The 23,264-nt window shown below is 68.2% G+C and carries 22 protein-coding genes; 8 read left to right on the forward strand and 14 right to left on the reverse strand.

All coding sequences use genetic code 11. The annotated features are described in order from the left end of the window. Nucleotides 1-53: 53 nt before the first annotated feature. The 5 genes from ACOYR3_RS16710 to ACOYR3_RS16730 form a co-directional block, all read right to left on the reverse strand. On the reverse strand, nt 54-392 hold the full coding sequence (locus ACOYR3_RS16710) for a hypothetical protein (protein ID WP_291486280.1): 339 nt from the start codon (nt 390-392) through the stop codon (nt 54-56). Between the two features lie 44 nt (nt 393-436). Next, the gene (clpB, locus tag ACOYR3_RS16715) at nt 437-3,052 is read right to left on the reverse strand and encodes an ATP-dependent chaperone ClpB (protein ID WP_422843447.1); all 2,616 of its coding nucleotides are present in this window, start codon (nt 3,050-3,052) and stop codon (nt 437-439) included. Nucleotides 3,053-3,228: 176 nt separating this feature from the next. Then, a complete protein-coding gene (locus tag ACOYR3_RS16720) occupies nt 3,229-6,462 on the reverse strand; it encodes an IPTL-CTERM sorting domain-containing protein (RefSeq protein WP_422843448.1) in 3,234 nt (1,077 codons plus the stop codon). A gap of 220 nt (nt 6,463-6,682) precedes the next feature. Next, nucleotides 6,683-7,159, reverse strand: coding sequence for a molybdenum cofactor biosynthesis protein MoaE (locus ACOYR3_RS16725; RefSeq protein ID WP_422843449.1), 477 nt, complete (start codon nt 7,157-7,159; stop codon nt 6,683-6,685). A gap of 33 nt (nt 7,160-7,192) precedes the next feature. Further along, nucleotides 7,193-7,438 carry a hypothetical protein gene (locus tag ACOYR3_RS16730; RefSeq protein ID WP_422843450.1) on the reverse strand — a complete coding sequence of 82 codons (246 nt, stop codon included), beginning with the start codon at nt 7,436-7,438 and terminating at the stop codon, nt 7,193-7,195. Nucleotides 7,439-7,570: 132 nt separating this feature from the next. Between ACOYR3_RS16730 and ACOYR3_RS16735 the strand changes: the two genes are divergently transcribed. The 4 genes from ACOYR3_RS16735 (at nt 7,571) to dapA (ending at nt 10,280) form a co-directional block, all read left to right on the forward strand. Further along, nucleotides 7,571-7,825 (forward strand): hypothetical protein, encoded by a 255-nt coding sequence (locus ACOYR3_RS16735; RefSeq protein ID WP_422843451.1) that lies wholly within the window; start codon nt 7,571-7,573, stop codon nt 7,823-7,825. Nucleotides 7,826-7,847: 22 nt separating this feature from the next. Then, complete coding sequence (locus ACOYR3_RS16740) at nt 7,848-8,729, forward strand: hypothetical protein (protein WP_422843452.1); 882 nt, start codon at nt 7,848-7,850, stop codon at nt 8,727-8,729. Between the two features lie 16 nt (nt 8,730-8,745). Then, nucleotides 8,746-9,084 carry a hypothetical protein gene (locus tag ACOYR3_RS16745; RefSeq protein WP_422843453.1) on the forward strand — a complete coding sequence of 113 codons (339 nt, stop codon included), beginning with the start codon at nt 8,746-8,748 and terminating at the stop codon, nt 9,082-9,084. A 272-nt stretch (nt 9,085-9,356) separates the two neighbouring features. Continuing rightward, complete coding sequence (dapA, locus tag ACOYR3_RS16750) at nt 9,357-10,280, forward strand: 4-hydroxy-tetrahydrodipicolinate synthase (protein ID WP_422843454.1); 924 nt, start codon at nt 9,357-9,359, stop codon at nt 10,278-10,280. Here dapA and moaD read toward each other — a convergent pair. The 7 genes from moaD to ACOYR3_RS16785 all read right to left on the reverse strand — a co-directional run bounded on the left by moaD (nt 10,267) and on the right by ACOYR3_RS16785 (nt 17,549). After that, a complete protein-coding gene (gene moaD, locus ACOYR3_RS16755) occupies nt 10,267-10,518 on the reverse strand; it encodes a molybdopterin converting factor subunit 1 (protein WP_422843455.1) in 252 nt (83 codons plus the stop codon). The two genes, dapA and moaD, sit on opposite strands and share 14 nt — an antisense overlap. Further along, nucleotides 10,515-11,741, reverse strand: a complete 1,227-nt coding sequence (gene glp / locus ACOYR3_RS16760; RefSeq protein WP_422846610.1) for a gephyrin-like molybdotransferase Glp — start codon at nt 11,739-11,741, stop codon at nt 10,515-10,517. The genes moaD and glp overlap by 4 nt, the downstream gene beginning before the upstream one ends. A 5-nt stretch (nt 11,742-11,746) precedes the next feature. After that, on the reverse strand, nt 11,747-12,310 hold the full coding sequence (gene mobB, locus ACOYR3_RS16765) for a molybdopterin-guanine dinucleotide biosynthesis protein B (protein WP_422843456.1): 564 nt from the start codon (nt 12,308-12,310) through the stop codon (nt 11,747-11,749). A 104-nt stretch (nt 12,311-12,414) separates the two neighbouring features. Then, nucleotides 12,415-13,860: a threonine synthase gene (gene thrC / locus ACOYR3_RS16770; protein WP_422843457.1), complete on the reverse strand. Its 1,446-nt coding sequence runs from the start codon at nt 13,858-13,860 to the stop codon at nt 12,415-12,417. Beyond that, nucleotides 13,860-15,194, reverse strand: a complete 1,335-nt coding sequence (locus ACOYR3_RS16775) for a homoserine dehydrogenase (RefSeq protein ID WP_422846611.1) — start codon at nt 15,192-15,194, stop codon at nt 13,860-13,862. The genes thrC and ACOYR3_RS16775 overlap by 1 nt, the downstream gene beginning before the upstream one ends. A 48-nt stretch (nt 15,195-15,242) precedes the next feature. After that, on the reverse strand, nt 15,243-16,280 hold the full coding sequence (locus ACOYR3_RS16780; protein ID WP_422843458.1) for a DUF1176 domain-containing protein: 1,038 nt from the start codon (nt 16,278-16,280) through the stop codon (nt 15,243-15,245). A gap of 33 nt (nt 16,281-16,313) precedes the next feature. Continuing rightward, nucleotides 16,314-17,549: a pyridoxal phosphate-dependent aminotransferase gene (locus tag ACOYR3_RS16785; protein WP_422843459.1), complete on the reverse strand. Its 1,236-nt coding sequence runs from the start codon at nt 17,547-17,549 to the stop codon at nt 16,314-16,316. Nucleotides 17,550-17,700: 151 nt separating this feature from the next. On the opposite strand from ACOYR3_RS16785, the gene ACOYR3_RS16790 reads away from it, so the two are divergent. From ACOYR3_RS16790 to ACOYR3_RS16805, 4 genes are all read left to right on the forward strand, one after another. Then, nucleotides 17,701-18,075 (forward strand): Mth938-like domain-containing protein, encoded by a 375-nt coding sequence (locus ACOYR3_RS16790; protein ID WP_422843460.1) that lies wholly within the window; start codon nt 17,701-17,703, stop codon nt 18,073-18,075. A 201-nt stretch (nt 18,076-18,276) separates the two neighbouring features. After that, the gene (locus ACOYR3_RS16795; RefSeq protein ID WP_291486308.1) at nt 18,277-18,762 is read left to right on the forward strand and encodes a peroxiredoxin; all 486 of its coding nucleotides are present in this window, start codon (nt 18,277-18,279) and stop codon (nt 18,760-18,762) included. Between the two features lie 193 nt (nt 18,763-18,955). Continuing rightward, entirely contained in the window at nt 18,956-20,719 is a 1,764-nt protein-coding gene (locus ACOYR3_RS16800; protein ID WP_422843461.1) for a PhoH family protein, read from the forward strand. A gap of 2 nt (nt 20,720-20,721) precedes the next feature. Beyond that, nucleotides 20,722-21,108 carry a hypothetical protein gene (locus ACOYR3_RS16805; protein WP_422843462.1) on the forward strand — a complete coding sequence of 129 codons (387 nt, stop codon included), beginning with the start codon at nt 20,722-20,724 and terminating at the stop codon, nt 21,106-21,108. 84 nt (nt 21,109-21,192) lie between these two features. Here ACOYR3_RS16805 and dnaB read toward each other — a convergent pair whose 3' ends face one another. Both dnaB and rplI read right to left on the reverse strand, forming a co-directional pair. Next, the gene (gene dnaB / locus ACOYR3_RS16810) at nt 21,193-22,623 is read right to left on the reverse strand and encodes a replicative DNA helicase (protein ID WP_422843463.1); all 1,431 of its coding nucleotides are present in this window, start codon (nt 22,621-22,623) and stop codon (nt 21,193-21,195) included. A gap of 179 nt (nt 22,624-22,802) precedes the next feature. Beyond that, on the reverse strand, nt 22,803-23,255 hold the full coding sequence (rplI, locus tag ACOYR3_RS16815; protein WP_422843464.1) for a 50S ribosomal protein L9: 453 nt from the start codon (nt 23,253-23,255) through the stop codon (nt 22,803-22,805). Between the last annotated feature and the right edge of the window lie 9 nt (nt 23,256-23,264).

Genomic DNA, 23,264 nt, shown 5'->3' on the forward strand with positions numbered 1-23,264 from the left:
GCATGCGCCGCGGCCGCACCGAAGAAGGGATCCGGCCCCGGTGTTGCGTTCTTTTACCGCACGTCGCGGGCTTCCACGTCGGTCACCTCGGCCGCACCGGGCAGCACGCCGCCGCGGCGCGGCGAGGCCGCCGCCGAGGAGGCGGGGCGCTCTGCCGCCGACGACCAGCGCTGGCTGGTCGCGAACACGGTGCGAAAGCCCGTGCGCGGGTCCACCCGCATCACCCACGGCGCCGCAGGCCGGCCGGTGAGCCGCGCCCACGCCGCCCGCAGGGCCCACACGGCGCCCAGAACCAGCACGGCCACCAGCAGGCTCAGGAACACCACCAGCCCCATGGCCACCACCAGCACGCGCAGGGCCCAGCGCAATACCGCCGCAACGAAATCGTTCAAACGCTACCTCTCCTTCAGTCCGTGGCGGGCCGCCGCGCCGCGATTCAGGCGTCGGCGGCCGCAGTGCCGGCACTGAACTGGAACACGCCAGGCTCCAGTACCGGGTTCACCGAGACCGAAATCACGCTCTTGGGCGGGAAGCGCCCTTCGAGCAGCAATTTCGACAGCGGGTTCTCGATGCGCTGCTGGATCGCCCGCTTGAGCGGCCGCGCACCGAACACCGGGTCGAACCCCACCTTGGCCAATTCTGCCAAGGCTGCGTCGGACACCTGCAGCTCCAAATCCATCCGCGCCAGGCGGTTTTGCAGCTGCGCCAGCTGGATCTTGGCGATGGCGGCAATGTGCTGCGCGTCCAGGCCGTGGAACACCACCGTCTCGTCGATGCGGTTCAGGAACTCCGGCCGGAAGTGGTTCTTCAGCTCGCCCCACACCGCGTCCTTCACGTCCTCGTAGTCCTGGCCGACCATGGCCTGGATCAGGTGCGAGCCGATGTTGCTGGTCATCACGATCACCGTGTTCTTGAAGTCCACGGTGCGGCCCTGGCCATCCGTCAGGCGGCCATCGTCCAGCACCTGCAGTAGCACGTTGAACACATCCGGGTGGGCCTTTTCCACCTCGTCGAGCAGCAGCACGCTGTAGGGCTTGCGGCGCACGGCTTCCGTCAGGTAGCCGCCCTCTTCATAGCCCACGTAGCCGGGCGGAGCGCCGATCAAGCGGGCCACGGAGTGCTTCTCCATGAACTCGCTCATGTCGATGCGCACCAGGTGGTCTTCGCTGTCGAACAAAAAGCCCGCCAGCGCCTTGCACAGCTCGGTCTTGCCCACGCCCGTGGGGCCGAGGAACAGGAACGAGCCGGTGGGCCGGTTCGGGTCCGACAGGCCCGAACGCGAGCGGCGGATGGCGTTGGCCACGGCCGCAATGGCCTCGTCCTGGCCCACCACACGCTCGTGCAGCTTGGCTTCCATCTGCAGCAGCTTGTCCTTTTCGCCCTGCATCATCTTGGCCACGGGGATGCCCGTGGCGCGGCTCACCACTTCGGCGATCTCTTCGGCGCCCACCTGGGTACGCAGCAGGCGGTTGGGCGTGGAGGCACCGTCCTTGCCCTCCTCCTTGGCCTGCGCTTCCTTCAGCTGGCGCTCCAGGTCGGGCAGCTTGCCGTATTGCAGCTCGGCGACCTTGTTGAAGTCGCCCTTGCGCTTGAGTTCCTCGATCTGCAGCTTGACCTTCTCGACCTGCTCGCGCACCTGCTGGCTGCCCTGGGCCTGCGCCTTTTCGGCGGTCCAGATGTCTTCCAGGTCGGCAATCTCTTTTTGCAAGCGGGCGATTTCCTCCTCCAGCAGCGTGAGGCGCTTCTGCGAGGCCTCGTCCTTTTCCTTCTTCACGGCCTCGCGCTCAATCTGCAGCTGGATCAGCCGGCGGTCGAGCTTGTCGATGGCCTCGGGCTTGGAGTCGATCTCGATCTTGATCTTGGCCGCGGCCTCGTCGATCAGGTCGATGGCCTTGTCGGGCAGGAAGCGGTCGGTGATGTAGCGGTTACTGAGCTCGGCCGCTGCCACGATGGCCGGGTCGGTGATGTCCACGCCGTGGTGCAGCTCATAGCGCTCCTGCAGGCCGCGCAGGATGGCGATGGTGGCCTCCACGCTGGGCTCGCCCACCAGGATCTTCTGGAAGCGCCGCTCCAGCGCTGCGTCCTTCTCGATGTACTTGCGGTATTCGTCCAGCGTCGTGGCGCCCACGCAGTGCAGTTCGCCGCGCGCCAGGGCGGGTTTCAGCATGTTGCCTGCGTCCATGGCGCCCTCGGCCTTGCCGGCGCCCACCATGGTGTGCAGCTCGTCGATGAAGACGATGGTCTGGCCTTCGTCCTTGGCCAGCTCATTGAGCACGGCTTTCAGGCGCTCTTCAAACTCGCCGCGGTACTTGGCGCCCGCGAGCAGGGCCGCCATGTCGAGCGAGAGCACGCGCTTGTTCTTGAGCGACTCGGGCACCTCGCCCGCCACGATGCGCTGGGCCAGGCCCTCCACGATGGCGGTCTTGCCCACGCCGGGCTCGCCAATCAGCACGGGGTTGTTCTTGCTGCGGCGCTGCAGCACCTGGATAGCGCGGCGGATCTCGTCGTCGCGACCGATCACGGGGTCCAGCTTGCCCGCGCGGGCGCGCTCGGTCAGGTCCAGACAGTATTTTTGCAGCGCGCCGCGCTGGCCCTCGGCCTCGGCGCTGTCCACCTTCTGGCCGCCGCGCACGGCGTTGATGGCAGCCTCCAGGCTCTTGCGCGTGAGGCCGTTGTCTTTGGCGATCTGGGCGGCGTCGCCCTTGCTGTCGGTGAGCGCCAGCAAGAAGAGCTCGCTGGCGATGAACTGGTCGCCACGCTTGAGCGCTTCCTTCTCGGTGGCCTGCAGCACGCGGCCCAGCTCGGGGCCGCCCTGCACCTGGTCGTGCCCCTGCACTTGCGGCAGGCGCTTGATGGCGGCTTCGGCCGCGCTGGTCAGGCCGGGCACGTTGGCGCCCGCGCGCTGCAGCAGCGCCTTGGGGCCGTCTTCCTGCTTCAGCATGGCCAGCAGCACGTGCACAGGCTCGATGTAGGCGTTGTCGTGGGCCAGGGCCAGGCTCTGGGCGTCGCTCAGGGCTTCCTGGAATTTGGTGGTGAATTTGTCGAGACGCATGGGTCAATGTCCTCCGATTGCGTCTCATGTGAGGAGGGGGCGGCGGTTTTCAAGCGGTGGCAGATCAACTTATCCACAGGCCCTGAGAACGTTCCCAGACCCGCCATCTGGCTTCAAAAACTATCATTTTGATAGCTGCAAGCGCTTGCTGGTAAAGCGCTGAAGCCCAATTTATCTCAAAATTTGGCCTGCGTGCGGCGCCGGTGCTGCCACGCCGCCAGCCCTGCCAGCATCAGCGACATCCCGGCCAGCCCCGCGCCCGACAGCGTGGGAACGGCCACCGCCGCGGCCAGCGGCACGGGCACGGGCACCACCGGGTCGTTGATGGTCCCGTCCTGCACGCCAAAGGTGTCGTCGCCCAGCCCAGCGTCGGTCACGTCGTAGGTGGCGGTGTTGCCGCTGATCTGCAAGTTCGCAGGGTCGTAGTAGCGGCTGGCCGAGGGGCTGTCGGGCGTGGGGCCGTACTTCTTGACCGTGAGGCCGGCCAGGTCCGGGAAGGTCACCGCCACGCGTACCGTCTCGCCCGGCTGGCAGTGGATGAGCCGCAGGCGGAAGGCCCCGTGCGGCAGCACGCCAGCGCCCGGGTACGGCGCAGGCGCCGCCACGGGGCCGGTGGCGGCCAGGTCCAGCCGGCAGCCGGGGCTGGCCGCCACCACGGCCACGCTGACGGGGCCGGACCCCGTGCTGGTGGGCACGGGCAGGGTCTCGAAGCGCGCCTGCACCGAGCAAGCCCCCGAAACCGGTGCCGTGGTGTAGGTGCTGCCGGCCAGGGTGCCGCCACAGCCCGTGACGGACGCGATGCGGTAGCCCGCGTCGGGCGTCACGGTGAAGGCTTGCGCCTGCCCCTGGGCTACCTGGACCGTCCCGGCCGGGCTGATGCTGCCGCCCGCGTCCGCCTGGGCCGCCACGGGGTGCAGGACCGTCGGGTCGCGCACCACGGTGACCAGGTACGAGCGGCGGGCCACGCCGTCGGAAGCCAGCACCTCGACCGTGATGGCATTGGGGCCCGGCACCAGCGCCAGGGGCGGCGTGGGTGATCCACTGGCGGCCGGGGCGCCGTTCACCGTGATGGACGCGCCGGCATCGGCCGCGCCCGGCGTGAGCGATACCGCCGCCACGGTGTTGGAAACCGCCACGGTGTAGGACGTCACGTCGGACTGGAAAGCGGGGCTGAGCCCCCCCGGGGACACCGTGAGCGACGCCAGCGCTGCGTTGGCCGAAGTGGATGCGTTCATCAGCACCGTGACCCCCGCGGTGCCGCTGGCGATCGCGATGTCCGGCTTGCCGTCGCCATTGAAGTCGGCCACGACCATCTGCACGCCCATGCCGCCGACGAACCGCTTGGCGGGAGCGCCCAGCCCGCCCACGCCGCCCTGCCCGCGCAGAATGGCGATGTCGCCGGAGGCACCGTCGATGCCCACGACGTCTGGCAAGCCGTCCCCGTCAAAGTCGGCTGCCGCGAGCTTGGTGGCCACCAGCCCGGCACTGTATTGGCCCAGCACCGCCAGAGGCTGCCCGGGGGGCGCAGGAGGCGGCCAAGACGCTACGAGGGACGCGATCTGCCCTCCTGCGGCCGTGAACACGCCAGCCCCTCCCGCCACACTCCACCCGGCAATCGCGTTCAGCGGGTCCGCCGAAACCGGCGCATAGACCGGATCATTGGGCTGGGCCTCCGTGGACAGGGCCGTGCCCACGGTGCCCGCCGAGGTCGCGGACACCAGGTCAACGCGCCCGTCCCGGTTGAGATCCACGGCGGTGTATCCCCGCACTCCGCTCCATGTGGCCACGTATTGCAGCCCGACGGAGGCTGGGGGCGTGACACGAAACAGCCCGATCCCCTCCAGAGAGGTGGCGACCTCCGGCGCCCACACGGCGGCCAGGTCGGGCAGGCCGGGGCCTTCGAAGGCCCCCGCGATGACCGCGCGCGGGATCAGGCCGGTAAAAGACCCCTCGCCGGCCAGCGTGAATCCGCCCCACCCGTTGCCCAGGTACATCCACACCGTCTGCTGCGCTTCACCCACCACCGCCAGGTCCGCGCGGCCATCGCCATTGAAGTCGCCAGCGGCCACATCACGCGCCTCGGCGGGCAAATTCAGGCGCGTCCACTGCGAAAAGCCGCCCTGGCCATCGCCCTGTAGGAGGACGACGCTCGAATCGCCCGCGTAGACCGCCGCCAGATCCTTGTGTCCGTCCCCGTTGAAATCGGCAACGGTCACCGCGCGGGCTTCCAGGCCCCAGAACCCGTAGCTGCGCGCTGCCACAAAACGACCGGCGCCATCGCCGCGCAGCTGGACCAGCCGACCGCCGCTGCCGTTGGCCGCCGCGATGTCAGGGTGGCCGTCGCCGCTGAAGTCGGCCACGGCCACCGTGCTGGGGCCGTCGCCAAGTGCGTACTCCTGGCCGGCTCCATCGAAGAAGCCAAAATTGCCGCCCCCCAAGCCCGGCCAGACCACCATGCTGCCGCCAGACCGGGAGACCACCAGATCGGGCCGCCCGTCGCCGGTGGCGTCGGCAATGCTGGCGCCGGCATACCACCCGGAAAGGCCCACGCTGCGGCGCCCGAACTGCCCTGTGCCGTCGCCGGTCAACAGCACCGGGCTGGCAGAGGTGTTCTGCACCAGCGCCAGAATGTCCAGATGGCCATCGCCGTCCGCATCGCCCACGGCCACATACGGCATGTACTCATCACCCGTCAGGCGCCTGGCGGCGGCAAAGCCCCCCGCACCATCGCCCAGCCACAGAAACACGCCGGAGCCCGTGCCCGCCACGATGTCGGGGTGGCCGTCTTCGTTCCAGTCGCCCGAGACAACGCGCATCGACGACAAGCCCAGACCGAGCGCGGTGCGTGGGCGGCCGTCAAACCGCCCCGCCCCATCGCCCCACAGCACGGCAACCCCCTTGTCCGAACCCGAAAAAACCGCCACGGCCAAGTCGAGCCGACCGTCGCCGTCAAAGTCCGCCACGGTCAGGCCGTAGGGGTTGGGCCCGGCGGCAAAGGTGGCGGCCGCCGACATCCCGCCCCGACCGTCGCCCAGCCGCACCGAAACGGTCCCCTCGTTGAAACTGCTCACCGCCACATCCAGGTGCCCGTCGCCGTTGAAGTCGCCAACCACCACACCCGAGGGGGCCGATCCCACTCCAAACGCCCCACTTTCGGCAAAGCCCGCCGCGCTGCCTTCGCTCAGCAGGATGCGAACCGTGCTGCCCAGTTCGTCCACCAGCGCCAGGTCTGGCCGGCCGTCTTCGTTGAAATCACCCACCGCCATCTCACCCAGGTGCCCCCCCACAGCCAGACTGGTGGGCGCAACAAACCTGACATCGGCGTGGGCTGCACCCGCCACCGCAAGCATCAGCCCCAGGGCCATCAGCCCCTTGCGCAAGGCGCGCCGCGCTCGCCGTTGAAACTCCATGAGATGGTCCTCCCTGTGCGCCCTTGGCCGGGCAGCCAAAGGGCGCCAGCAGGACAGCAGGCGATTCTCAAAAAGAGGCTGGACCGGCGCAAGTCCAAAGATTGCATTGATCCCGACACGGCGCAATGCGCACGCGCCGAATGGGGCCGACGCTGCGGCGCCTAACAACGGCCAGGCTGCGCGCCCGGCAGCCCGGCAACCTCTCAGGCCCTCAGGCAGCTCAAGCGTTGTTTGCCACGATGCCCCAGCGCGCCAGCGCCGCGTCATCGCTCACCCGCGCATCCACCCAGCGGGCGCCCTGGGCGGTCTGCTCTTTCTTCCAGAACGGGGCCTGGGTCTTGAGGTAGTCCATCAAGAACTCGCAGGCCTGAAAGCTCTGCCCGCGGTGCGCGCTGGTCACCGCCACCAGCACGATCTGGTCGAGCGGCTGCAGCAGCCCCACGCGGTGGATCACGCGCGCGCCGAAGATGTCGAAACGCTCGAACGCCGCGTCCACCATGGCCTCGATGGACTTTTCCGTCATGCCGGGGTAGTGCTCCAGTTCCATCGAGGACACGGCATCGCCTTCATTGCGATCGCGGACAGTCCCGACAAAGCTGCACACGGCGCCCACGCCCTTGTTCTCGCGGCGCAGGGCGGCCACTTCGGCGGACAGGTCAAAGTCTTCGGTCTGGATGGAAACGCGGGGCAAGGTCATGGCAGGAGCGAAGGCAAGCTGGACAGGGAACGATCAGGGCGCACGGTGCAGGCGCGGCGCGGCCAGCAGGGCACGTTCTTCTTCCACCACCTTGTTCAGCTGCACCAGCGCCGGCGTGGACGGCAGCTGGGCCAGCAGCGTCTGCAGGCGGGTGATGTCCCCCACCGTGGGCGCCACCTTGATCTGCGCCACGGCCGCCGGGATGTTGCCGCCCCGCACCAGCGCCAGCACCTTGGCCGGCCATTCACTCTTGCTTTTGATGTTGCTGCTGCGCGCCATAGAACGGAGAAACGGTAGAACGAGGAAAAAACGGAAGACAGGGGGGAAAGCTTTGTCTGTACGATGCGATCCCATCCGGCCGCACTGTACCCGCTTCGTACCGCGCAGCGCCCCTTTTCTCGACACCCGCCCATGGCCACCCAGACGATCCAGACCGCGCTGTACAAGCTCTACCCCTCGCCGCGCAACGCCACCAAGGACGTGTTTGCGCACCAGGTGTTCGTGCCCTACCCCTACGCCCTCATCGATCTGGACGCGATGGACCTGGCGGGCCAAACCACGCTGTTTGCCGCCTGCCGGCTGTCCGACATGAAGATGGGCCAGGTGGTGACGTTCGAGCTGCCGGCGGACCAAGCGCGTTTTGAGCGCCTGTTCACCCCGGATTGAGCCGCCCCCGCCGCACCGGTCCATGGATTTCCAGGAGTCCTTTCACCCGCTGCAATCGCAGGCCCCCGACGCCTACACCGAGGCCGTGGAGGCCTACTGCCACGGCATCCTCCGGCTGCACTGGAACGAGCGGCTCATCAACAAGATCTTCGGCCGCGCACTGCAATCGCACGCCGCAGGACGGCTGGTGGTGCAGCATTTCCAGTGGCAGCGCGAAGGCGCGCCCCGCCCCACGCTGGCCCTGCTGCAGCGCCAGGCGGGCAGCGGCGGGCGCACGCTGGCAACGTTCTTTGCCGTGCTGCGCCTGGCCGGCATGGTCCACGCCGAGCCCGACACGGCGGACCGCCGCGTGCGCTACCTGGTGCCCGGCCCGCGGCTGCTGGACGGACTGCGCACGTGGGTGGTGCACCACCTGCAGTGCGCCGAGGCGCTGGGCGTGCTCGCGGGCGGCCACGCCGCGCGGCTGCAGGCCGATGCGGACTATTTCGAGTCCTTTCTGTGCCGCGCCGACACCATCCTGGACCGCCTGGCCGCGCACCGCGGCCAATTTGGCGGGTGGGACTGGTTTGACCAACGCGAGGGCGGCGGCCGCGTGGCCATGCTGCTGCTGCGCGAGCACTGCCGCACCACCGCAGCCGGGCTGGGCGGCGGCCCGGCGCCCCTGTTTCCGCTGCGCGCGCAGGAACTGGCCGAGCGGCTGGGGTTTTCGCACTCGCACGTGCGCAACCTGGTCAACGACGCCACGGCCGCGGGCCTGCTCACCCAGGACGCGCGGCGCGGGCTGGTGGCGCTGACGCCCCGCTTCGAGGCCGAGCTGCGCCACTGGCTGCAGCACCTGCTGGGCTGGTTTGCCGAAGCCGCCCAGGCGGCCAGCCGCAGCACGCGGCAGGCCGCGGGCCACTGACACCTTGCAGGACTTTATGTACGACGACAACCAGATCCACGTGCCGCCTTCCTTCATGGCGGTGTATTCCGACGCCCGCGGCCGGCTCACCGCCAGCGCGAACGAGGTGCGCACCCGCTACGAGCTGTGCGAAGACCTGGCCGGCCACCTGGTGGAGCAGGCGCAGACGCTGTACCACGTGCAGGCGCCGTCCGAAGCCGAGATCCTGCGGCGCATCCACGCCGGCCTGTGCGCGGCCGAGTCGGGCGTACCGGTGCCCGAGGCCACCTGGATCACGACCCGCCTGGCCGAGCTGCTGAACTGGCCCTGCCCTGCGCTGGTGGCGCCCACGCCACAGCCCCCGGAGGGTTCTTGAGGCGCAGGGGCCGCCGCTTGGCTATACTGCCCCGCATGCCCACGCACACCCCTTTTGCCCTGACCGCCGCAGCGACGGCGTCGGTGGCATTGCCGTGCGTGGCCATCGCCAAAGCCAAAAAACCCCAGCTCATCTGACCGGAGCTGCGTGGTTCCGTCCCGGATGAGCGACGGAACCCTTGGCACAAAACTCCCTTTTTTGATTCCTGGCATTCCGCGCGCACCCTGGTGGCGGTTCTTCCTCTCGGTCGAACACTCCCTGGAGTCTTTCGCATGCCTTCTTCTCTTTCGCAGCCCACCAGCCCCGCCGCGGATGCCGTCTTCAGTGGCCTCTGGATTCCCCTTGTCACCCCGTTCCGTGACGGGGCCGTCGACCACCCGGCCCTGGCCGCCATGACCGCCACGCTTGCTCAGTCCGGCGTGTCGGGCTTGGTGGCCTGCGGCTCCACCGGCGAGGCCGCGGCGCTGGACAAGGCCGAGCAATTGGCCGTGCTGGAAACGGTGCTGGGCGCCGCGCAGGGGCTGCCGGTGGTGATGGGCCTGTCGGGCTACCACCTGGGGCAGACGGTGGCGTGGGTGCAGACGCTGGCGCGCTACCCGCTGGCCGGGCTGCTGGTGCCCGCGCCGCATTACATCCGCCCGGGGCAGGACGGCCTGCTGCACTGGTTCCGCACGCTGGCCGATGCGAGCCATGTGCCGCTGGTCATCTACGACATCCCCTACCGCACGGGCGCCACGCTGGCCACCGAGACGCTGCTGGCGCTGGCCGTGCACCCGCGCATCCGCGCCATCAAGGACTGCGGCGGCAACCCGGCCAAGACGCAGGCACTGATTGCCGATGGCCGCCTGGCGGTGCTGGCGGGCGAAGACGCGCAGATGTTCACCACCCTGGCCCTGGGCGGCACCGGCGCCATCGCGGCCAGCGCGCACTGGCAGGCGCCGCAGTTCGTGGAGCTGGTGGCGCTGCTGCGCGCGGGCGACCTGGCGGCGGCGCGCCAGCGGTGGCAGGCCCTGCAGCCCTGGGTGGAGCTGTGTTTTGCCGAGCCCAACCCGGCGCCGCTGAAGGCCGTGCTGGCGCAGGCGGGCTGGATGCGCAATGAACTGAGGGCGCCGATGATGCCGGCCTCGCAGGGGCTGATGGAACGCCTGCAACGCCTGCAGCACCCGCAGGTGGTGGCGGACCTCAGCCGCCCGTAACCGGCGGGAAGAACGCCACCTCGGCCCCGTCGGCCAGGGGGGCGGTTTCATCGCTCAAGGTCTGGTTGAGCGCCATGCGCACTGCCTTGCCGCGCGCCAGGCTGGTGGCATGGGCGCCGCCGCGGGCGATGAGTTCATCGCGCAGCGCACCCAGGGTGGCGGCGGCGGTTTCCACCGCCTCGCTGCCCTGGCCGATGGCCTCGCGGATGGAGGCGAAGTAGCGGACCGATATCTTCATGCCAGAAGCTCCGAGAAGGCGATGTACTGCACGGTGTCCCCTGCCGCGATGGTCTGGCCGGCCGGGTTGTCCACCACGCCGTCGCCCCAGGCGGCGGACGTGAGCACGCCCGAGCTCTGGTTGGAAAACAGCTCCAGCCCGCCCTCGGGGTGGCGGCGCACCCGCAAGAATTCCCGGCGTTTATCGGCCTTTGGCCAATCAAACCGGGCGCTGGCAGCTATTGATTTGGGAGCAACATCCTGCACGCCTTGCAGTCGCAGCAGGAAGGGCCGCACCAGCAGCGCAAAGGTGAGGAAGCTGGACACCGGGTTGCCCGGCAGCCCCATGAAATGCGCGCTGCCCACCGTGCCATAGGCAAAGGGCTTGCCCGGCTTCATGGCGATCTGCCACAGGTCCAGGCGGCCCAGCGACTCCACGGCGGGCTTGATGTGGTCTTCCTCGCCCACGCTCACGCCGCCGCTGGTCAGGATCAGGTCGTGCGCGGCGCTGGCGTCGCGCAGCGCTGCAATGGTCGCGTCGCGCCGGTCGGGCACGATGCCGAAGTCCGTGACCTCGCAGCCCAGGCGCAGCAGCATGGCACGCAGGAAGAAGCGGTTGCTGTTGTAGATGGCACCCGGGCGCATCTGTTCGGGCGGCACTTCGCCGGGCATCACCAGCTCGTCGCCCGTGGAGAACAGTGCCACGCGCGGGCGGCGCGCCACCGGCAGCTGGTGCAGGCCGATGCTGGCGGCCAGGCCCAGCTCGGCGGGCGACAGGCGGGTGCCGGCGGCCAGCACCACGGCGCCGCGGGTGATGTCCTCGCCCGCGCGGCGGATCCACTGGCCCGGCTGGGGCACGGCGTTCAGGCGCACGCTACCCGGCTCGACCGCTTCGCAGTCCTCCTGCATCAGGATCGCATCGGCGCCCGGTGGCACGGGCGCGCCGGTGAAGATGCGCGCGGCCGTGCCGGCGGCCAGCGGCTCGCCCGCGCTGCCCGCGGCAATGCGCTGCGACACGGGCAGCACGGTGCCCGGCGCGGCCACGTCGGCGCAGCGCACGGCGTAGCCGTCCATGGAGCTGTTGTCCTGCGGGGGCACGTGCAGGGCCGAGATGCAGTCCTGCGCCAGCACGCGGCCATCGGCATCGAAGGTGGCCACGGTGTCGGTGCCCGCCAGCGGCGCGGCATGGGCCAGCAACTCGGCCAGGGCTTCGTCCAGGGGCTTGAGGGGTGACTTCTTCATCATCAGGCTCATGCGGACGGCAGCAGGCCGCCGTGCAGCTCCCAGTTGTACTCAAAGCGGTGGGCGTATTCGAGCAGCCAGTTCACCACCTGCGCGGGCTGGTTCAGGTCCAGCAGCGGCAGTTGCGTGGGCACGGGCAGCTGGGCCGGCGCATCCGTGGCCACGGCCACCACGAAGTCGTCCTCGGGGTAGCGCACGGGCTTGGGCTGCTGCCCGGCCTCGGGCGCGCGCCACACTTCGATCTTGAGCAGGTCGCTGTCCTTGAAACCCTCGACCAGCACCCAGTCCACGCCCTGGTACAGCTCGGCCAGCAGGTGGTGCACGGTGAGCGTGGCGGGGCGCTCGAACTCGCGCACGAGCATCAGGCGCTTGTCCGACGCGGCCACCACTTCAAACGCCCCGGCCTCCCGGTGGCGGTAGGTGTCCTTGCCCGGGTGGTCGATGTCAAAGCTGTGGTGGGCATGCTTGACCACCGACACCCGCAGGCCGCGCAGGCGCAGCTCGGGAATCACTTGCTCCACCAGCGTGGTCTTGCCGCTGCCAGAGAACCCGGCGAAGCCAACAACCTTCATCCAATGCTCCTCGTATTGCTACGCTATTTATAGCTGCTTGCGCTTACCAGACAAGCGCCAGGGGCATTTTTAGTTCAAAAACAAGCGCCGTGTGCCGTTGCCGGTCAGCCCAGCACGGCGGGCGCACAGTGGCGTTCGATGTAGGCCTTGACCAGCGCCACATCCGCCGGCATCACCTGCACGCGCTTGGGCAGGGCTTCGATGCCTTCGAACTTGGCCGGCCGCTCGGGCGCATGGCCCAGGGCTTCCTCGATGGTGGCGGCAAACTTGATGGGCAGCGCCGTCTCCAGCACGATCATCGGCACGTTCGCATCGCGGTGGTGCTCCAGCGCCACCTTCACGCCGTCGGCGGTGTGGGTGTCGATGGTGACGCCGTGGCGCTGGTAGTTGTCCCGGATGGTGGCCAGGCGGTCGGCGTGGGTGCTCTTGCCGCTTTCAAAGCCGTACTTGGCGGCGGCGTCGGCAAAGCGCGGGTCCTGGCTCAGGTCGAACTGGCCCGTTTGCGACAGCGCGTCGCCAAACAGGGCCTTCGTCTTGGCGCCGTCGCGGCCCAGCAGGTCGAACACGAAGCGCTCGAAGTTGCTGGCCTTGCTGATGTCCATGGAGGGGCTGGACGTTTCGTGCGTGTCGGCACTGCCGCGCACCCGGTACACGCCGGTGCGGAAGAATTCGTCGAGCACGTCGTTCTCATTGGTCGCCACCACCAGCTTGGCAATCGGCAGGCCCATCATGCGCGCCACATGGCCCGCGCAGACGTTGCCGAAGTTGCCGCTGGGCACGGTGAAGCTGACCTTCTGGTCGTTGGTCTCGGTGGCCTGGATGTAGCCCGCAAAGTAGTACACCACCTGCGCCAGGAGGCGCGCCCAGTTGATGGAGTTGACGGTGCCGATCTTGTACTTGCGCTTGAACTCCAGGTCGTTGGAGACGGCCTTGACGATGTCCTGGCAGTCGTCGAACACGCCTTCGATGGCGATGTTGTGGATGTTCGCGTCCTGCAGGCTGAACATCTGCGCCTGCTGGAAGGGGCTCATGCGGCCGTGCGGGCTGGTCATGAACACGCGGATGCCCTGCTTGCCGCGCATGGCGTATTCGGCCGCGCTGCCGGTGTCGCCGCTGGTGGCGCCCAGGATGTTCAGCTCGGCGCCGCGGCGGCCCAGCTCGTACTCGAACAGGTTGCCCAAGAGCTGCATGGCCATGTCCTTGAAGGCCAGCGTGGGGCCGTTGGACAGGGCTTCGAGCCACAGGCCGTCTTCCAGGTGGCGCAGGGGCACGATCTCGCCGGTGCCGAACACCTCGGCGGTGTACGTCTTGGCGCACAGGGCCTTGAGGTCGGCCGCCGGAATGTCGTCGATGTACAGCGACAGGATCTGGAACGCCAGCTCGGCGTAGCCCTGCTCGTGGTACGCCTTGCGGAGTTTCGTCAGCGCGGCGTCGTCGATCTGCGGGTAGTGCTCGGGCAGGTACAGGCCGCCGTCGGGCGCCAGGCCTTCGAGCAGGATGTCGCAGAACTGCTTGCGGTCTGCGTGGCCGCGCGTAGAGAGGTAACGCATCAGTTCAGTTCCTCCTTGCGGATGCGCGTGATGGGTGCCAGCACCGTGGGCAGGGCCTGCATCTGGGCGATGACGGCGTCCATGGTGCCCTCGCGCGTGTCGTGGGTCAGGATGATGAGGTCGGTCTGCGTGGAACCTTCGCCGCCCACCTCGTCGGCTTCGCGCTGCAGCACGGCGTCGATGCTCACGCCGGCCTCGGCCAGCAGGCCCGTGACCTTGGCCAGCACGCCGGCCTGGTCGGCCACGCGCAGGCGCAGGTAGTAGCTGGTGACCACTTCGCTCATGGGCAGCACGGGCAGCTGGCCCATGGCATCGGTCAGCGTGTGCGGCTGGAAGGCCAGGTGCGGCACGCGGTGCTCCGGGTCGGCCGTGTGCAGGCGGGCGATGTCCACCAGGTCGGCAATCACGGCGCTGGCGGTGGGCTCGCTGCCAGCGCCCTTGCCGTAGTACAGCGTGGTGCCCACAGCATCGCCCTGCACCACCACGGCGTTCATGGCGCCCTCCACGTTGGCGATCAGGCGCTTGGTGGGCACCAGGCTGGGGTGCACGCGCAGCTCGATGCCCTTTTCGGCGCGCTTGGTGATGCCCAGCAGCTTGATGCGGTAGCCCAGCTGTTCGGCGTACCGGATGTCGGCCGCAGACAGCTTGGTGATGCCCTCCACATAGGCCTTGTCGAACTGCACCGGGATGCCGAAGGCGATGGCGCTCATCAGCGTGGCCTTGTGCGCGGCGTCCACGCCTTCGATGTCGAAGGTGGGGTCGGCCTCGGCATAGCCCAGCCGCTGCGCTTCCTTGAGCACCACGTCGAAGTCCAGGCCCTTGTCGCGCATCTCGGACAGGATGAAGTTGGTGGTGCCGTTGATGATGCCGGCGATCCACTGGATGCGGTTGGCCGTGAGGCCCTCGCGCAGCGCCTTGATGATGGGGATGCCGCCGGCCACGGCCGCCTCGAACGCCACCATCACGCCCTTGGCCGACGCGGCCGCGAAGATCTCGGTGCCGTGCACGGCCAGCAGCGCCTTGTTGGCCGTGACCACATGCTTGCCGGCCGCGATGGCCTCCAGCACCAGCGCCCTGGCCACGCCGTAGCCGCCGATCAGCTCGATGACGATGTCGATGTCGGGGTTGGCGATGATGGCGCGGGCGTCGTTGACCACCTGCACGCCCTCCCCCACCACGCCCTTGGCCCGCTCCACGTCCAGGTCGGCCACCATGGTGATGGCAATGCCCCGGCCCGCACGGCGGCTGATCTCGTCCTGGTTGCGCCGGAGCACGTTGAACACACCGCTGCCGACGGTGCCAATGCCCAGCAGGCCTACTTGAATGGGTTTCATGGTCATGGATCTATTGCAGTCAAATTCTTGCGAAAACACGGTGGCGGCCTAGCGGCTGACGTAGACGGGAAGCTGCCACGCCCCGCCCGCGAAACCGCGGCACAGGGAGTCGCCGCTCTCGCGGGCCAGCACGAAACCCTTGCCGTCAAACGACCACTCGCGCACATACCAGCAGTCGCCAATGCCGCGGCCCTTCATGGCCGAGTGCACGGTACCGGTGGCGGGGTCGAAATCGCCGTCCACGTCATCCAGCAGCACCGGCTGGTAGGGCGGGCGGTCGTTGGCCAGCCACAGCAGCTGGCTGAAGTTGTAGGCGCCCATGGAGCAGGGCACGGAGAGCAGCACTTTGCGCTCCGTCAGCCGGTACACCTGCACCTGGTCGGGGCGAAGCGGGTCGTCCCCGTTGCACTGGCCTTCCACGCTGGCGCGGTCCAGCGCCGCCAGCAGCGGCTTGGCCAGCGCGGCGTCTGCCTTGCGCTGGGCTGCCGGCACGGCCGTCTTCACCAGCGGCGCGGGCAGGGGCGGCAGCACGGACGACTCCGCCCGCGTGCCCCGGCGCACCAGCGCGCCCGGCGTGCCGACACGCCCCTGGGCCTCGTCCATCTTCAGCAGCACGGCACTGGCGCCGGCCAGCGACAGCACCCACTGGTCCTTGCCGGCCGCCACGGTGGCTTCGTCGTTCTTGAGCAACTCCTGCACCAGGCGCGGCACGTGCTGCGCCGGAATGCGCGGGGTGTCGCCCTGCAGGCCGGGCAGGGACAGGCTGCCCACCTTCAGGTGCAGCGCCGCGGGGCTCGCCCTTTCGGTGGACACCTGCAAGTCGACCTGCACCGGCGTGCCGGGGCCCGCCTCGCGCGTCAGCCGCAGGGAGACGGGCTCGGAATCACCACTCTCGGACTGGTAGCCCACCGCGCGGCAGGTGCGGGTGTTGTCGCACTGCAGGGCCCAGTCCTTGTGCGCAAAGCTGACCGGCGGCGTGCCGCCGGCGTGCGCAGCCGCTGCGGCCCACGCCACCGATGCCCATGCGGCCACCCGCACGGGCGCCCGCCAGGACAGAGCTCGGTGGACGGGCAGGCGGCAGCGCATGGTGCTCAACAAGAAAGGTCAGCGCCCGCGGCGTCAGGCCGCAGCCGTCTGCATGCGCTTGCGGTACTGCTCCAGGAACTTGGCCACGCGGCCGATGGCGTCCCGCAGGTCGTCCTCGTGGGGCAGGAACACGATGCGGAAATGGTCAGGCGCAGGCCAGTTGAACCCGGTGCCCTGCACCAGCATGACCTTGGTTTCCTGCAGCAGCTGCAGGAAGAACTGCTGGTCGTCCTGGATGGGATAGACCGCCGGGTCCAGGCGCGGGAACATGTACAGCGCCGCCTGGGGCTTCACGCAGGTGACGCCCGGAATCGCCGTGATGAGCTCATAGGCCAGGTCGCGCTGCTTGCGCAGGCGCCCGCCTTCGCACACCAGCTCGTTGATGCTCTGGTAGCCGCCCAGCGCCGTCTGCACGGCCCACTGGCCCGGCACGTTGGCGCACAGGCGCATGTTCGAGAGCATGTTCAGCCCCTCGATGTAGTCCTTGGCGGCCTTCTTGTCGCCCGACACCACCAGCCAGCCGGCGCGGTACCCGCACGAGCGGTAGCTCTTGGACAGCGAGTTGAAGGTGAGCGTGAGCACGTCTTCGCTCAGCGAGCCGATGGCCGTGTGCTTGGCGCCGTCGTACAGCACCTTGTCATACACCTCGTCCGCGAAGATCACCAGGCCGTGTTCGCGCGCGATGGCGACAATGCCCTTGAGCAGCTCGTCGGAATACAGCGCGCCGGTGGGGTTGTTGGGGTTGATGACCACGATGCCCTTGGTGCGCGGCGTGATCTTCGCGCGGATGTCGGCCAGGTCCGGCATCCAGCCATTGGATTCGTCGCACAGGTAGTGCACGGGCGTGCCGCCGGAGAGGCTGGTCGCCGCCGTCCACAGCGGGTAGTCGGGCGAGGGCAGGAGGAGCTCGTCCCCGTTGTCCAGCAGCGCGTTGGTGGCCATGACGATCAGCTCGCTGGCGCCGTTGCCCAGGTAGATGTCGTCCAGCGTCACCCCCTTGATGCCCTGCTTCTGGGTCTCGTGCATCACGGCCTTGCGGGCCGCAAAAATGCCCTTGCTGTCCGAATAGCCCGCCGAGTTCGGCAGGTTGCGGATCATGTCCTGCTGGATCTCTTCCGGCGCGTCAAAGCCAAACACCGCGAGGTTGCCGATGTTGAGCTTGATGATCTTGTGGCCCTCTTCCTCCATTTGCTTGGCCGCGTCCATGATGGGCCCCCGGATGTCATAGCAGACGTTGGCGAGCTTGGCGGATTTCTGGACGGTTTTCATGCGCGGACGACAGGGCAGTAGGGTCGGAGGGCGTCGCGGGGCGCGAGCGCCCGGGCGAAACCTATAATTTGACCACAGATCAGCCCCGGCACCGGGCCCGGCACCCCGCCGCGATCCGGCTGCTTTTGCGCCCGCACCCTCCTCCCTGCCCATGAAATTCCAGCCCGAGCGCTCGACCACGCAAACCATCAGCGGCTATGGGCCGGGCTGGATCGGCATCGACGCCGACAAGGTCACCCACAGCGTGATCGTGGGCTCCAGCGGGCTGCGGGAAGCCTGGCCCTGCGCGCGCTTCGAGGACCTCACCGCCGCGCATTTCGCGCAGCTGGCCGAACTGGACGCCGAACTCATCATCTTCGGCAGCGGCAACCGCAACCGGTTCCCGCCCGCGGCCTGGCTGGCGCCCCTGATGGCGCGGCGCCTGGGGCTGGAGACCATGGACACCGCAGCCGCCTGCCGCACCTTCAACATCCTGGCCGCCGAAGGCCGCAACGTGGTGGCTGCGCTGGTGCTGGAAGCGGCTTGACCGGCCCGTCGGCCGCCCGGTGGAGCGCGGGCGCGCGCCACCGAAAACGGCCCCGGCTCCAGGGCAAGACACACTGTCTTACATTTGGTCGCCTGGGGTTTTAAGAGTAAAATTTAAGGTTGCGGTCGGGGGCGCCACCAAGAGCAAGCACACATCCGTCCCCGGCTTTTCAACGACTACATCCTGAGAGATTGAAGTGCTATGGCGATCGTTGTCAACAAACCCCTCCCTGAATTTGAAGCCAACGCGACCGGTGGTATCAAGGTCTCCAACACCTCCCACCTGGGTCAGGTGATGGTGCTGTACTTCTATCCCAAGGACAACACCCCTGGCTGCACCACCGAGGCCATGCAGTTCCGCGACAAGTACAAGGACTTCGTGAAGGCCGGCGCCGCCGTGTTCGGCGTGTCGCGCGACAACATGAAGTCGCACGACGACTTCAAGGAGAAGCTGGAACTGCCGTTCGAGCTCATCGCCGACACCGAAGAGAAAATGTGCCACATGTTCGGCGTGGTCAAGAACAAGATCATGTACGGCAAGAAGGTCAAGGGCATCGAGCGCAGCACCTTCCTCATCGGCCCCGACGGCGTGCTGGTGCAAGAATGGCGCGGCCTGAAGGTGCCCGGCCACGTGGACGAAGTGCTCAAGGCCGTGAAGTCCATCAAGGCGCTCAAGAAAGCCGCCTGACCCCCGGAGACGGAGCCTGCAGCGCCAAAACCACACACGGACCCTGCCCTCGCCGGGGCGACACCCGGGCTAGGCATAATGGGTCGATGCACCTGGTTGCCGCAACGCACACCCTCCCGTCTTCCGACAAAGCCGCCTTGGCCTCCAGGCGGCTTTTTGCTTTCTGAACACTCTCTTCCCGAGGCCTGTCACCATGCCCCTGCCCCCCGCCCCCACACGGCGCGCCGCCCTGCTCGCACCCGAAGCCTTTGACATCCCCGCCCGGCCCCGCGCCGCCGTAGTCACCGAGGTGGCCGAGCCCGCCGCCCTCGCGCCCGCTGCCGCGCGCAGCACGTCCGGCACCAAGGCCCGGGGCAAGGCGCTGCCAGCGGCCACAGCCAGCGCAGCGGCAAGCGAGCCCATGGCCGCGGGTGCCAGCGCCCCCCGCGCCCTGGCACCGGAACCCGCAACGCCCGCCGCGCCTTCCGCACGCAGCGGCAGCGCCACGCGGCGCGCCACCACCGCCACCGCTGCGCCGAAGAAGGCTTCCGAAGCGCCCGCGCGGAGCAAGCGCGCACCCGCGTCGGGCCCCACCAAGCTGTTCGTGCTGGACACCAACGTGCTGCTGCACGACCCGACCAGCCTGTTCCGCTTTGAGGAGCATGACATCTTCCTGCCGATGATCGTGCTGGAAGAGCTGGATGCGCACAAGAAGGGCATGACGGAAGTCGCCCGCAACGGCCGCCAGACCAGCCGGACGCTGGACGCGCTGGCGGGCGTGCAGGGTGCCGACATCGCCCGTGGCCTGAAGCTGGACTCCACCGGCCAGCGTGCCGCCGGCGGCTGCCTGTACTTCCAGACGGCGCCGCTCGACTACAGCCTGCCCACCAGCCTGCCCCCGGGCAAGGCGGACAACCAGATCCTGGGCGTGGTGGAGGCGCTGCGCAAGCTGCATGCGCCGCGCGAGGTGGTGCTGGTGTCCAAGGACATCAACATGCGCGTCAAGGCGCGCGCCCTGGGCCTGAATGCCGAGGACTACCAGAACGACAAGACGCTGGAAGACGGCGACCTGCTGTACGCCGGCGTGATGGCCCTGCCGCCCGACTTCTGGACCAAGAGCGGCAAGAACGTGGAAAGCTGGCAAAGCGGCTCCCACACCTACTACCGCATCGGCGGGCCCATCGTGCCGCAGCTGATGATCAACCAGTTCGTGTACTTCGAGGCCCCCGGCGAGCCCAGCCTGTTCGCCCGGGTGAGCGAGATCCGCGAGAAGACGGCGGTGCTGCAGACCCTCAAGGACTATGGCTCCACCAAGAACGCCGTCTGGGGCGTGACCACGCGCAACCGCGAGCAGAACTTCGCCATGAACCTGCTCATGGACCCCGAGGTTGACTTTGTCACCCTCACCGGCACGGCCGGCACCGGCAAGACCCTGCTGGCCCTGGCCGCGGGCCTGACGCAGGTGCTGGACGACCGCCGCTACACCGAGATCATCATGACCCGCGCCACGGTGAGCGTGGGCGAGGACATCGGCTTCCTGCCCGGCACCGAGGAAGAAAAGATGGGCCCCTGGATGGGCGCGCTGGACGACAACCTGGAGTTCCTGGCCAAGGGCGACGGCGGCAACGCGGGCGAATGGGGCCGCGCCGCCACCAACGAGCTCATCCGCAGCCGCATCAAGATCAAGAGCATGAACTTCATGCGCGGCCGCACCTTCCTGAACAAGTACGTGATCATCGACGAGGCGCAGAACCTGACGCCCAAGCAGATGAAGACGCTGATCACCCGCGCAGGCCCCGGCACCAAGATCATCTGCATGGGCAACCTGGCGCAGATCGACACGCCCTACCTGACCGAAGGCTCCTCGGGCCTGACCTACGCGGTGGACCGCTTCAAGGGCTGGCCGCACAGCGGCCACATCACCCTGGCGCGCGGCGAACGCTCGCGCCTGGCGGACTTTGCCAGCGAGGTGCTCTGACGATGGCGGGCTGGGTCGCCGCGCTCAAGCTGGTGCCCTGGGGCGACGTCATCGAGGCGACGCCGCAGATCCTGCAAGCCGCCAAAAAACTGCTGGGTACAGTGCGCAAGGGTAGCGCCGAGGCCGCGGCCAGCGCCAGCGGCTTGCCGGATCCGGCCGAGTCCAGCCTGCCCACCCCGGCGCAGCTGCAGCGCCTGCGGGAGCGGGTGGCGCAGCTGGAGCAGGAGCAGATGGACAGCGCCGCGCTGATCCAGTCGCTGGCCCAGCAAAACGCCCAGGTGGTCCAGGCGGTGGACGACCTGCGCCAGCGCTACCGGCGGCTGGCGCTGGCCGCCGCCGCGCTGGGCTGCGTCTGCGCGGGCCTGCTGGCCTGGGTGCTCACCCGCTAGCACGTGCAAGGCGGCACGCTACCAGGTTGCTACCATTTTTATAGCTGCTTGCGCTTTATCCATAAGCGCTAGCGGCCAATTTTATTAATAGTCGTCCCCGCCACCCATCGCCAGGTTCTCGAAACGCGTCTGGTTCTTCTGGAAGAACAGCTTCACCGTGCCGGTGGGGCCGTTACGCTGCTTGCCGATGATGACCTCGGCCACGTTGGGCTCCTTGGAGTCCTTGTTGTAGTAGTCGTCGCGGTAGATGAACATGATGATGTCCGCATCCTGCTCGATGGCGCCGGATTCACGCAGATCGGACATCATGGGGCGCTTGTCGGTGCGCTGCTCCACCGAGCGGTTGAGCTGCGACAGCGCGATCAGCGGGCACTGCAGCTCCTTGGCCAGCATCTTGAGCCCCCGGGAGATTTCGCCCAGCTCCGTAGCACGGTTGTCGGCGCTGGCGGCGCCGGATCCGCTCATGAGCTGCAGGTAGTCGACCACGATCAGCCCCAGCTTGCCGCACTGGCGCGCCAGCCGGCGGGCGTTGGCACGCAGCTCGCCCGGGGTCAGGCCCGGCGTCTCGTCGATGTGCAGCGAAACCGTGCGCAGCTTTTCAATGGCCTCCGTCAGGCGCGGCCACTCGTCGTCCGTGAGCTTGCCGGTGCGCAGGTTGCCCTGGTTCACCCGCCCGATGGAGCCCACGATACGCACGGCCAGCTGCGCGGCCCCCATTTCCATCGAGAAGATGGCCACGGGCAGGCCCTCGTTGAGCGCCACGTGCTCGGCAATGTTCACGGCAAACGAGGTCTTGCCCATGGACGGCCGGGCCGCCAGCACCACCAGGTCGCCTGCCTGCAGGCCGGAGGTCATGCGGTCCAGGTCGGCAAAGCCGGTGGGCACGCCCGTCACGTCCACCGGGTTGTCCGCCATTTCCTGCACGCGGTCGAGCAGGTCGATCACCAGCGAATCGAGCGACTGGAAGCCCTGCTTGGTGCGCGAGCCTTCTTCGCCAATGGCGAAGATCTTGGCTTCGGCCTCGTCCAGGATGCGCTCCACGGTCTTGCCCTGGGGGTTGAAGGCGTTGGTGGAGATCTCGTCGCTGGCCGTGACGAGCTTGCGCAGGATGGCCCGCTCGCGCACGATTTCCGCATAGCGCCGGATGTTGCTGGCGCTCGGCACGTACTGCGCCAGGTTGTTGAGGTAGGCCAGCCCACCCACCTCCTGCGCCTTGCCCAGGTTCTGCAGGTGCTCGAAGACCGTGATCACATCGGCCGGCTTGCTGGCATTGATGAGCGCGCCGATGGCGGTGTAGACCAGCTGGTGTTCATGGCGGTAGAAATGGCTTTCCACCAGCAGGTCGCCCACGCGGTCCCAGGCGTTGTTGTCCAGCAGCAGGCCGCCCAGCACGCTGGATTCGGCTTCAATGGAGTGCGGTGGCACCCGCAGCTGGGCTACCTCGCGGTCGGGCGACGCCGGCGGCACATGCGGCGCGAAGCCGCTGTCCTCCAGGGGGGGAAACACTGCAGACATGGCGGTTCTCCGGACAAAGACGGTGGCGGATGGGACTCCGGACCCTCACCCCGCGCAGGCCGGCAGGGGATAAGTCTGTGGAAAAGGACGGGACAGCCCGTGGGCAAGCCTGTATAAGAACCGGCGGCCCAAATGCAAAAGCCGCCCGGAGGCGGCTGTTGCGGCAGCGCAAGGGCCGATCAGGCGGTTTCGCCGTAGACCGACACGTTGACTTCGACGACCACGTCGGTGTGCAGGGCCACGCTCACCGTGGAGTCGCTCACCGTCTTGATGGGGCCGTTGGGCAGGCGGATCTGCGACTTGGCGATCTTGTAGCCTTGCTTGTTCAGCTCTTCGGCGATGTCGTGGTTCGTCACGGAACCGAACAGGCGGCCGTCCACGCCAGCCTTTTGCGTCAGCTTGACGGTGGTGCCGGCCAGCTTTTCGCCTTGGGCCTGGGCTTCTGCCAGCTTGGCGGCAGCAGCCTTTTCCAGCTCGGCGCGCTTGGCTTCGAACTCAGCCTTGGCGGCTTCGGTGGCGCGGCGGGCGCGGCCCGAAGGGATCAGGAAGTTGCGGGCATAACCGTCCTTGACCTTGACGATTTCACCCAGGTTGCCGAGGTTCACAACCTTGTCGAGCAGAATGATTTGCATGGGTTGTGC

It is taken from the genome of Acidovorax sp. M2(2025), from assembly GCF_049330835.1.
Lineage (GTDB): Bacteria > Pseudomonadota > Gammaproteobacteria > Burkholderiales > Burkholderiaceae_C > Acidovorax.

What these genes read in the sequence shown, in the direction of transcription:
- clpB (WP_422843447.1), bottom strand. Translation starts at nt 3,052, where the DNA reads ATGCGTCTCGACAAATTCACCACCAAATTCCAGGAAGCCCTGAGCGAC.
- ACOYR3_RS16720 (WP_422843448.1), bottom strand. Translation starts at nt 6,462, where the DNA reads ATGGAGTTTCAACGGCGAGCGCGGCGCGCCTTGCGCAAGGGGCTGATG.
- ACOYR3_RS16725 (WP_422843449.1), bottom strand. Translation starts at nt 7,159, where the DNA reads ATGACCTTGCCCCGCGTTTCCATCCAGACCGAAGACTTTGACCTGTCC.
- ACOYR3_RS16730 (WP_422843450.1), bottom strand. Translation starts at nt 7,438, where the DNA reads ATGGCGCGCAGCAGCAACATCAAAAGCAAGAGTGAATGGCCGGCCAAG.
- ACOYR3_RS16735 (WP_422843451.1), top strand. Translation starts at nt 7,571, where the DNA reads ATGGCCACCCAGACGATCCAGACCGCGCTGTACAAGCTCTACCCCTCG.
- ACOYR3_RS16740 (WP_422843452.1), top strand. Translation starts at nt 7,848, where the DNA reads ATGGATTTCCAGGAGTCCTTTCACCCGCTGCAATCGCAGGCCCCCGAC.
- ACOYR3_RS16745 (WP_422843453.1), top strand. Translation starts at nt 8,746, where the DNA reads ATGTACGACGACAACCAGATCCACGTGCCGCCTTCCTTCATGGCGGTG.
- dapA (WP_422843454.1), top strand. Translation starts at nt 9,357, where the DNA reads ATGCCTTCTTCTCTTTCGCAGCCCACCAGCCCCGCCGCGGATGCCGTC.
- moaD (WP_422843455.1), bottom strand. Translation starts at nt 10,518, where the DNA reads ATGAAGATATCGGTCCGCTACTTCGCCTCCATCCGCGAGGCCATCGGC.
- glp (WP_422846610.1), bottom strand. Translation starts at nt 11,741, where the DNA reads ATGATGAAGAAGTCACCCCTCAAGCCCCTGGACGAAGCCCTGGCCGAG.
- mobB (WP_422843456.1), bottom strand. Translation starts at nt 12,310, where the DNA reads ATGAAGGTTGTTGGCTTCGCCGGGTTCTCTGGCAGCGGCAAGACCACG.
- thrC (WP_422843457.1), bottom strand. Translation starts at nt 13,860, where the DNA reads ATGCGTTACCTCTCTACGCGCGGCCACGCAGACCGCAAGCAGTTCTGC.
- ACOYR3_RS16775 (WP_422846611.1), bottom strand. Translation starts at nt 15,194, where the DNA reads ATGAAACCCATTCAAGTAGGCCTGCTGGGCATTGGCACCGTCGGCAGC.
- ACOYR3_RS16780 (WP_422843458.1), bottom strand. Translation starts at nt 16,280, where the DNA reads ATGCGCTGCCGCCTGCCCGTCCACCGAGCTCTGTCCTGGCGGGCGCCC.
- ACOYR3_RS16785 (WP_422843459.1), bottom strand. Translation starts at nt 17,549, where the DNA reads ATGAAAACCGTCCAGAAATCCGCCAAGCTCGCCAACGTCTGCTATGAC.
- ACOYR3_RS16790 (WP_422843460.1), top strand. Translation starts at nt 17,701, where the DNA reads ATGAAATTCCAGCCCGAGCGCTCGACCACGCAAACCATCAGCGGCTAT.
- ACOYR3_RS16795 (WP_291486308.1), top strand. Translation starts at nt 18,277, where the DNA reads ATGGCGATCGTTGTCAACAAACCCCTCCCTGAATTTGAAGCCAACGCG.
- ACOYR3_RS16800 (WP_422843461.1), top strand. Translation starts at nt 18,956, where the DNA reads ATGCCCCTGCCCCCCGCCCCCACACGGCGCGCCGCCCTGCTCGCACCC.
- ACOYR3_RS16805 (WP_422843462.1), top strand. Translation starts at nt 20,722, where the DNA reads ATGGCGGGCTGGGTCGCCGCGCTCAAGCTGGTGCCCTGGGGCGACGTC.
- dnaB (WP_422843463.1), bottom strand. Translation starts at nt 22,623, where the DNA reads ATGTCTGCAGTGTTTCCCCCCCTGGAGGACAGCGGCTTCGCGCCGCAT.
- rplI (WP_422843464.1), bottom strand. Translation starts at nt 23,255, where the DNA reads ATGCAAATCATTCTGCTCGACAAGGTTGTGAACCTCGGCAACCTGGGT.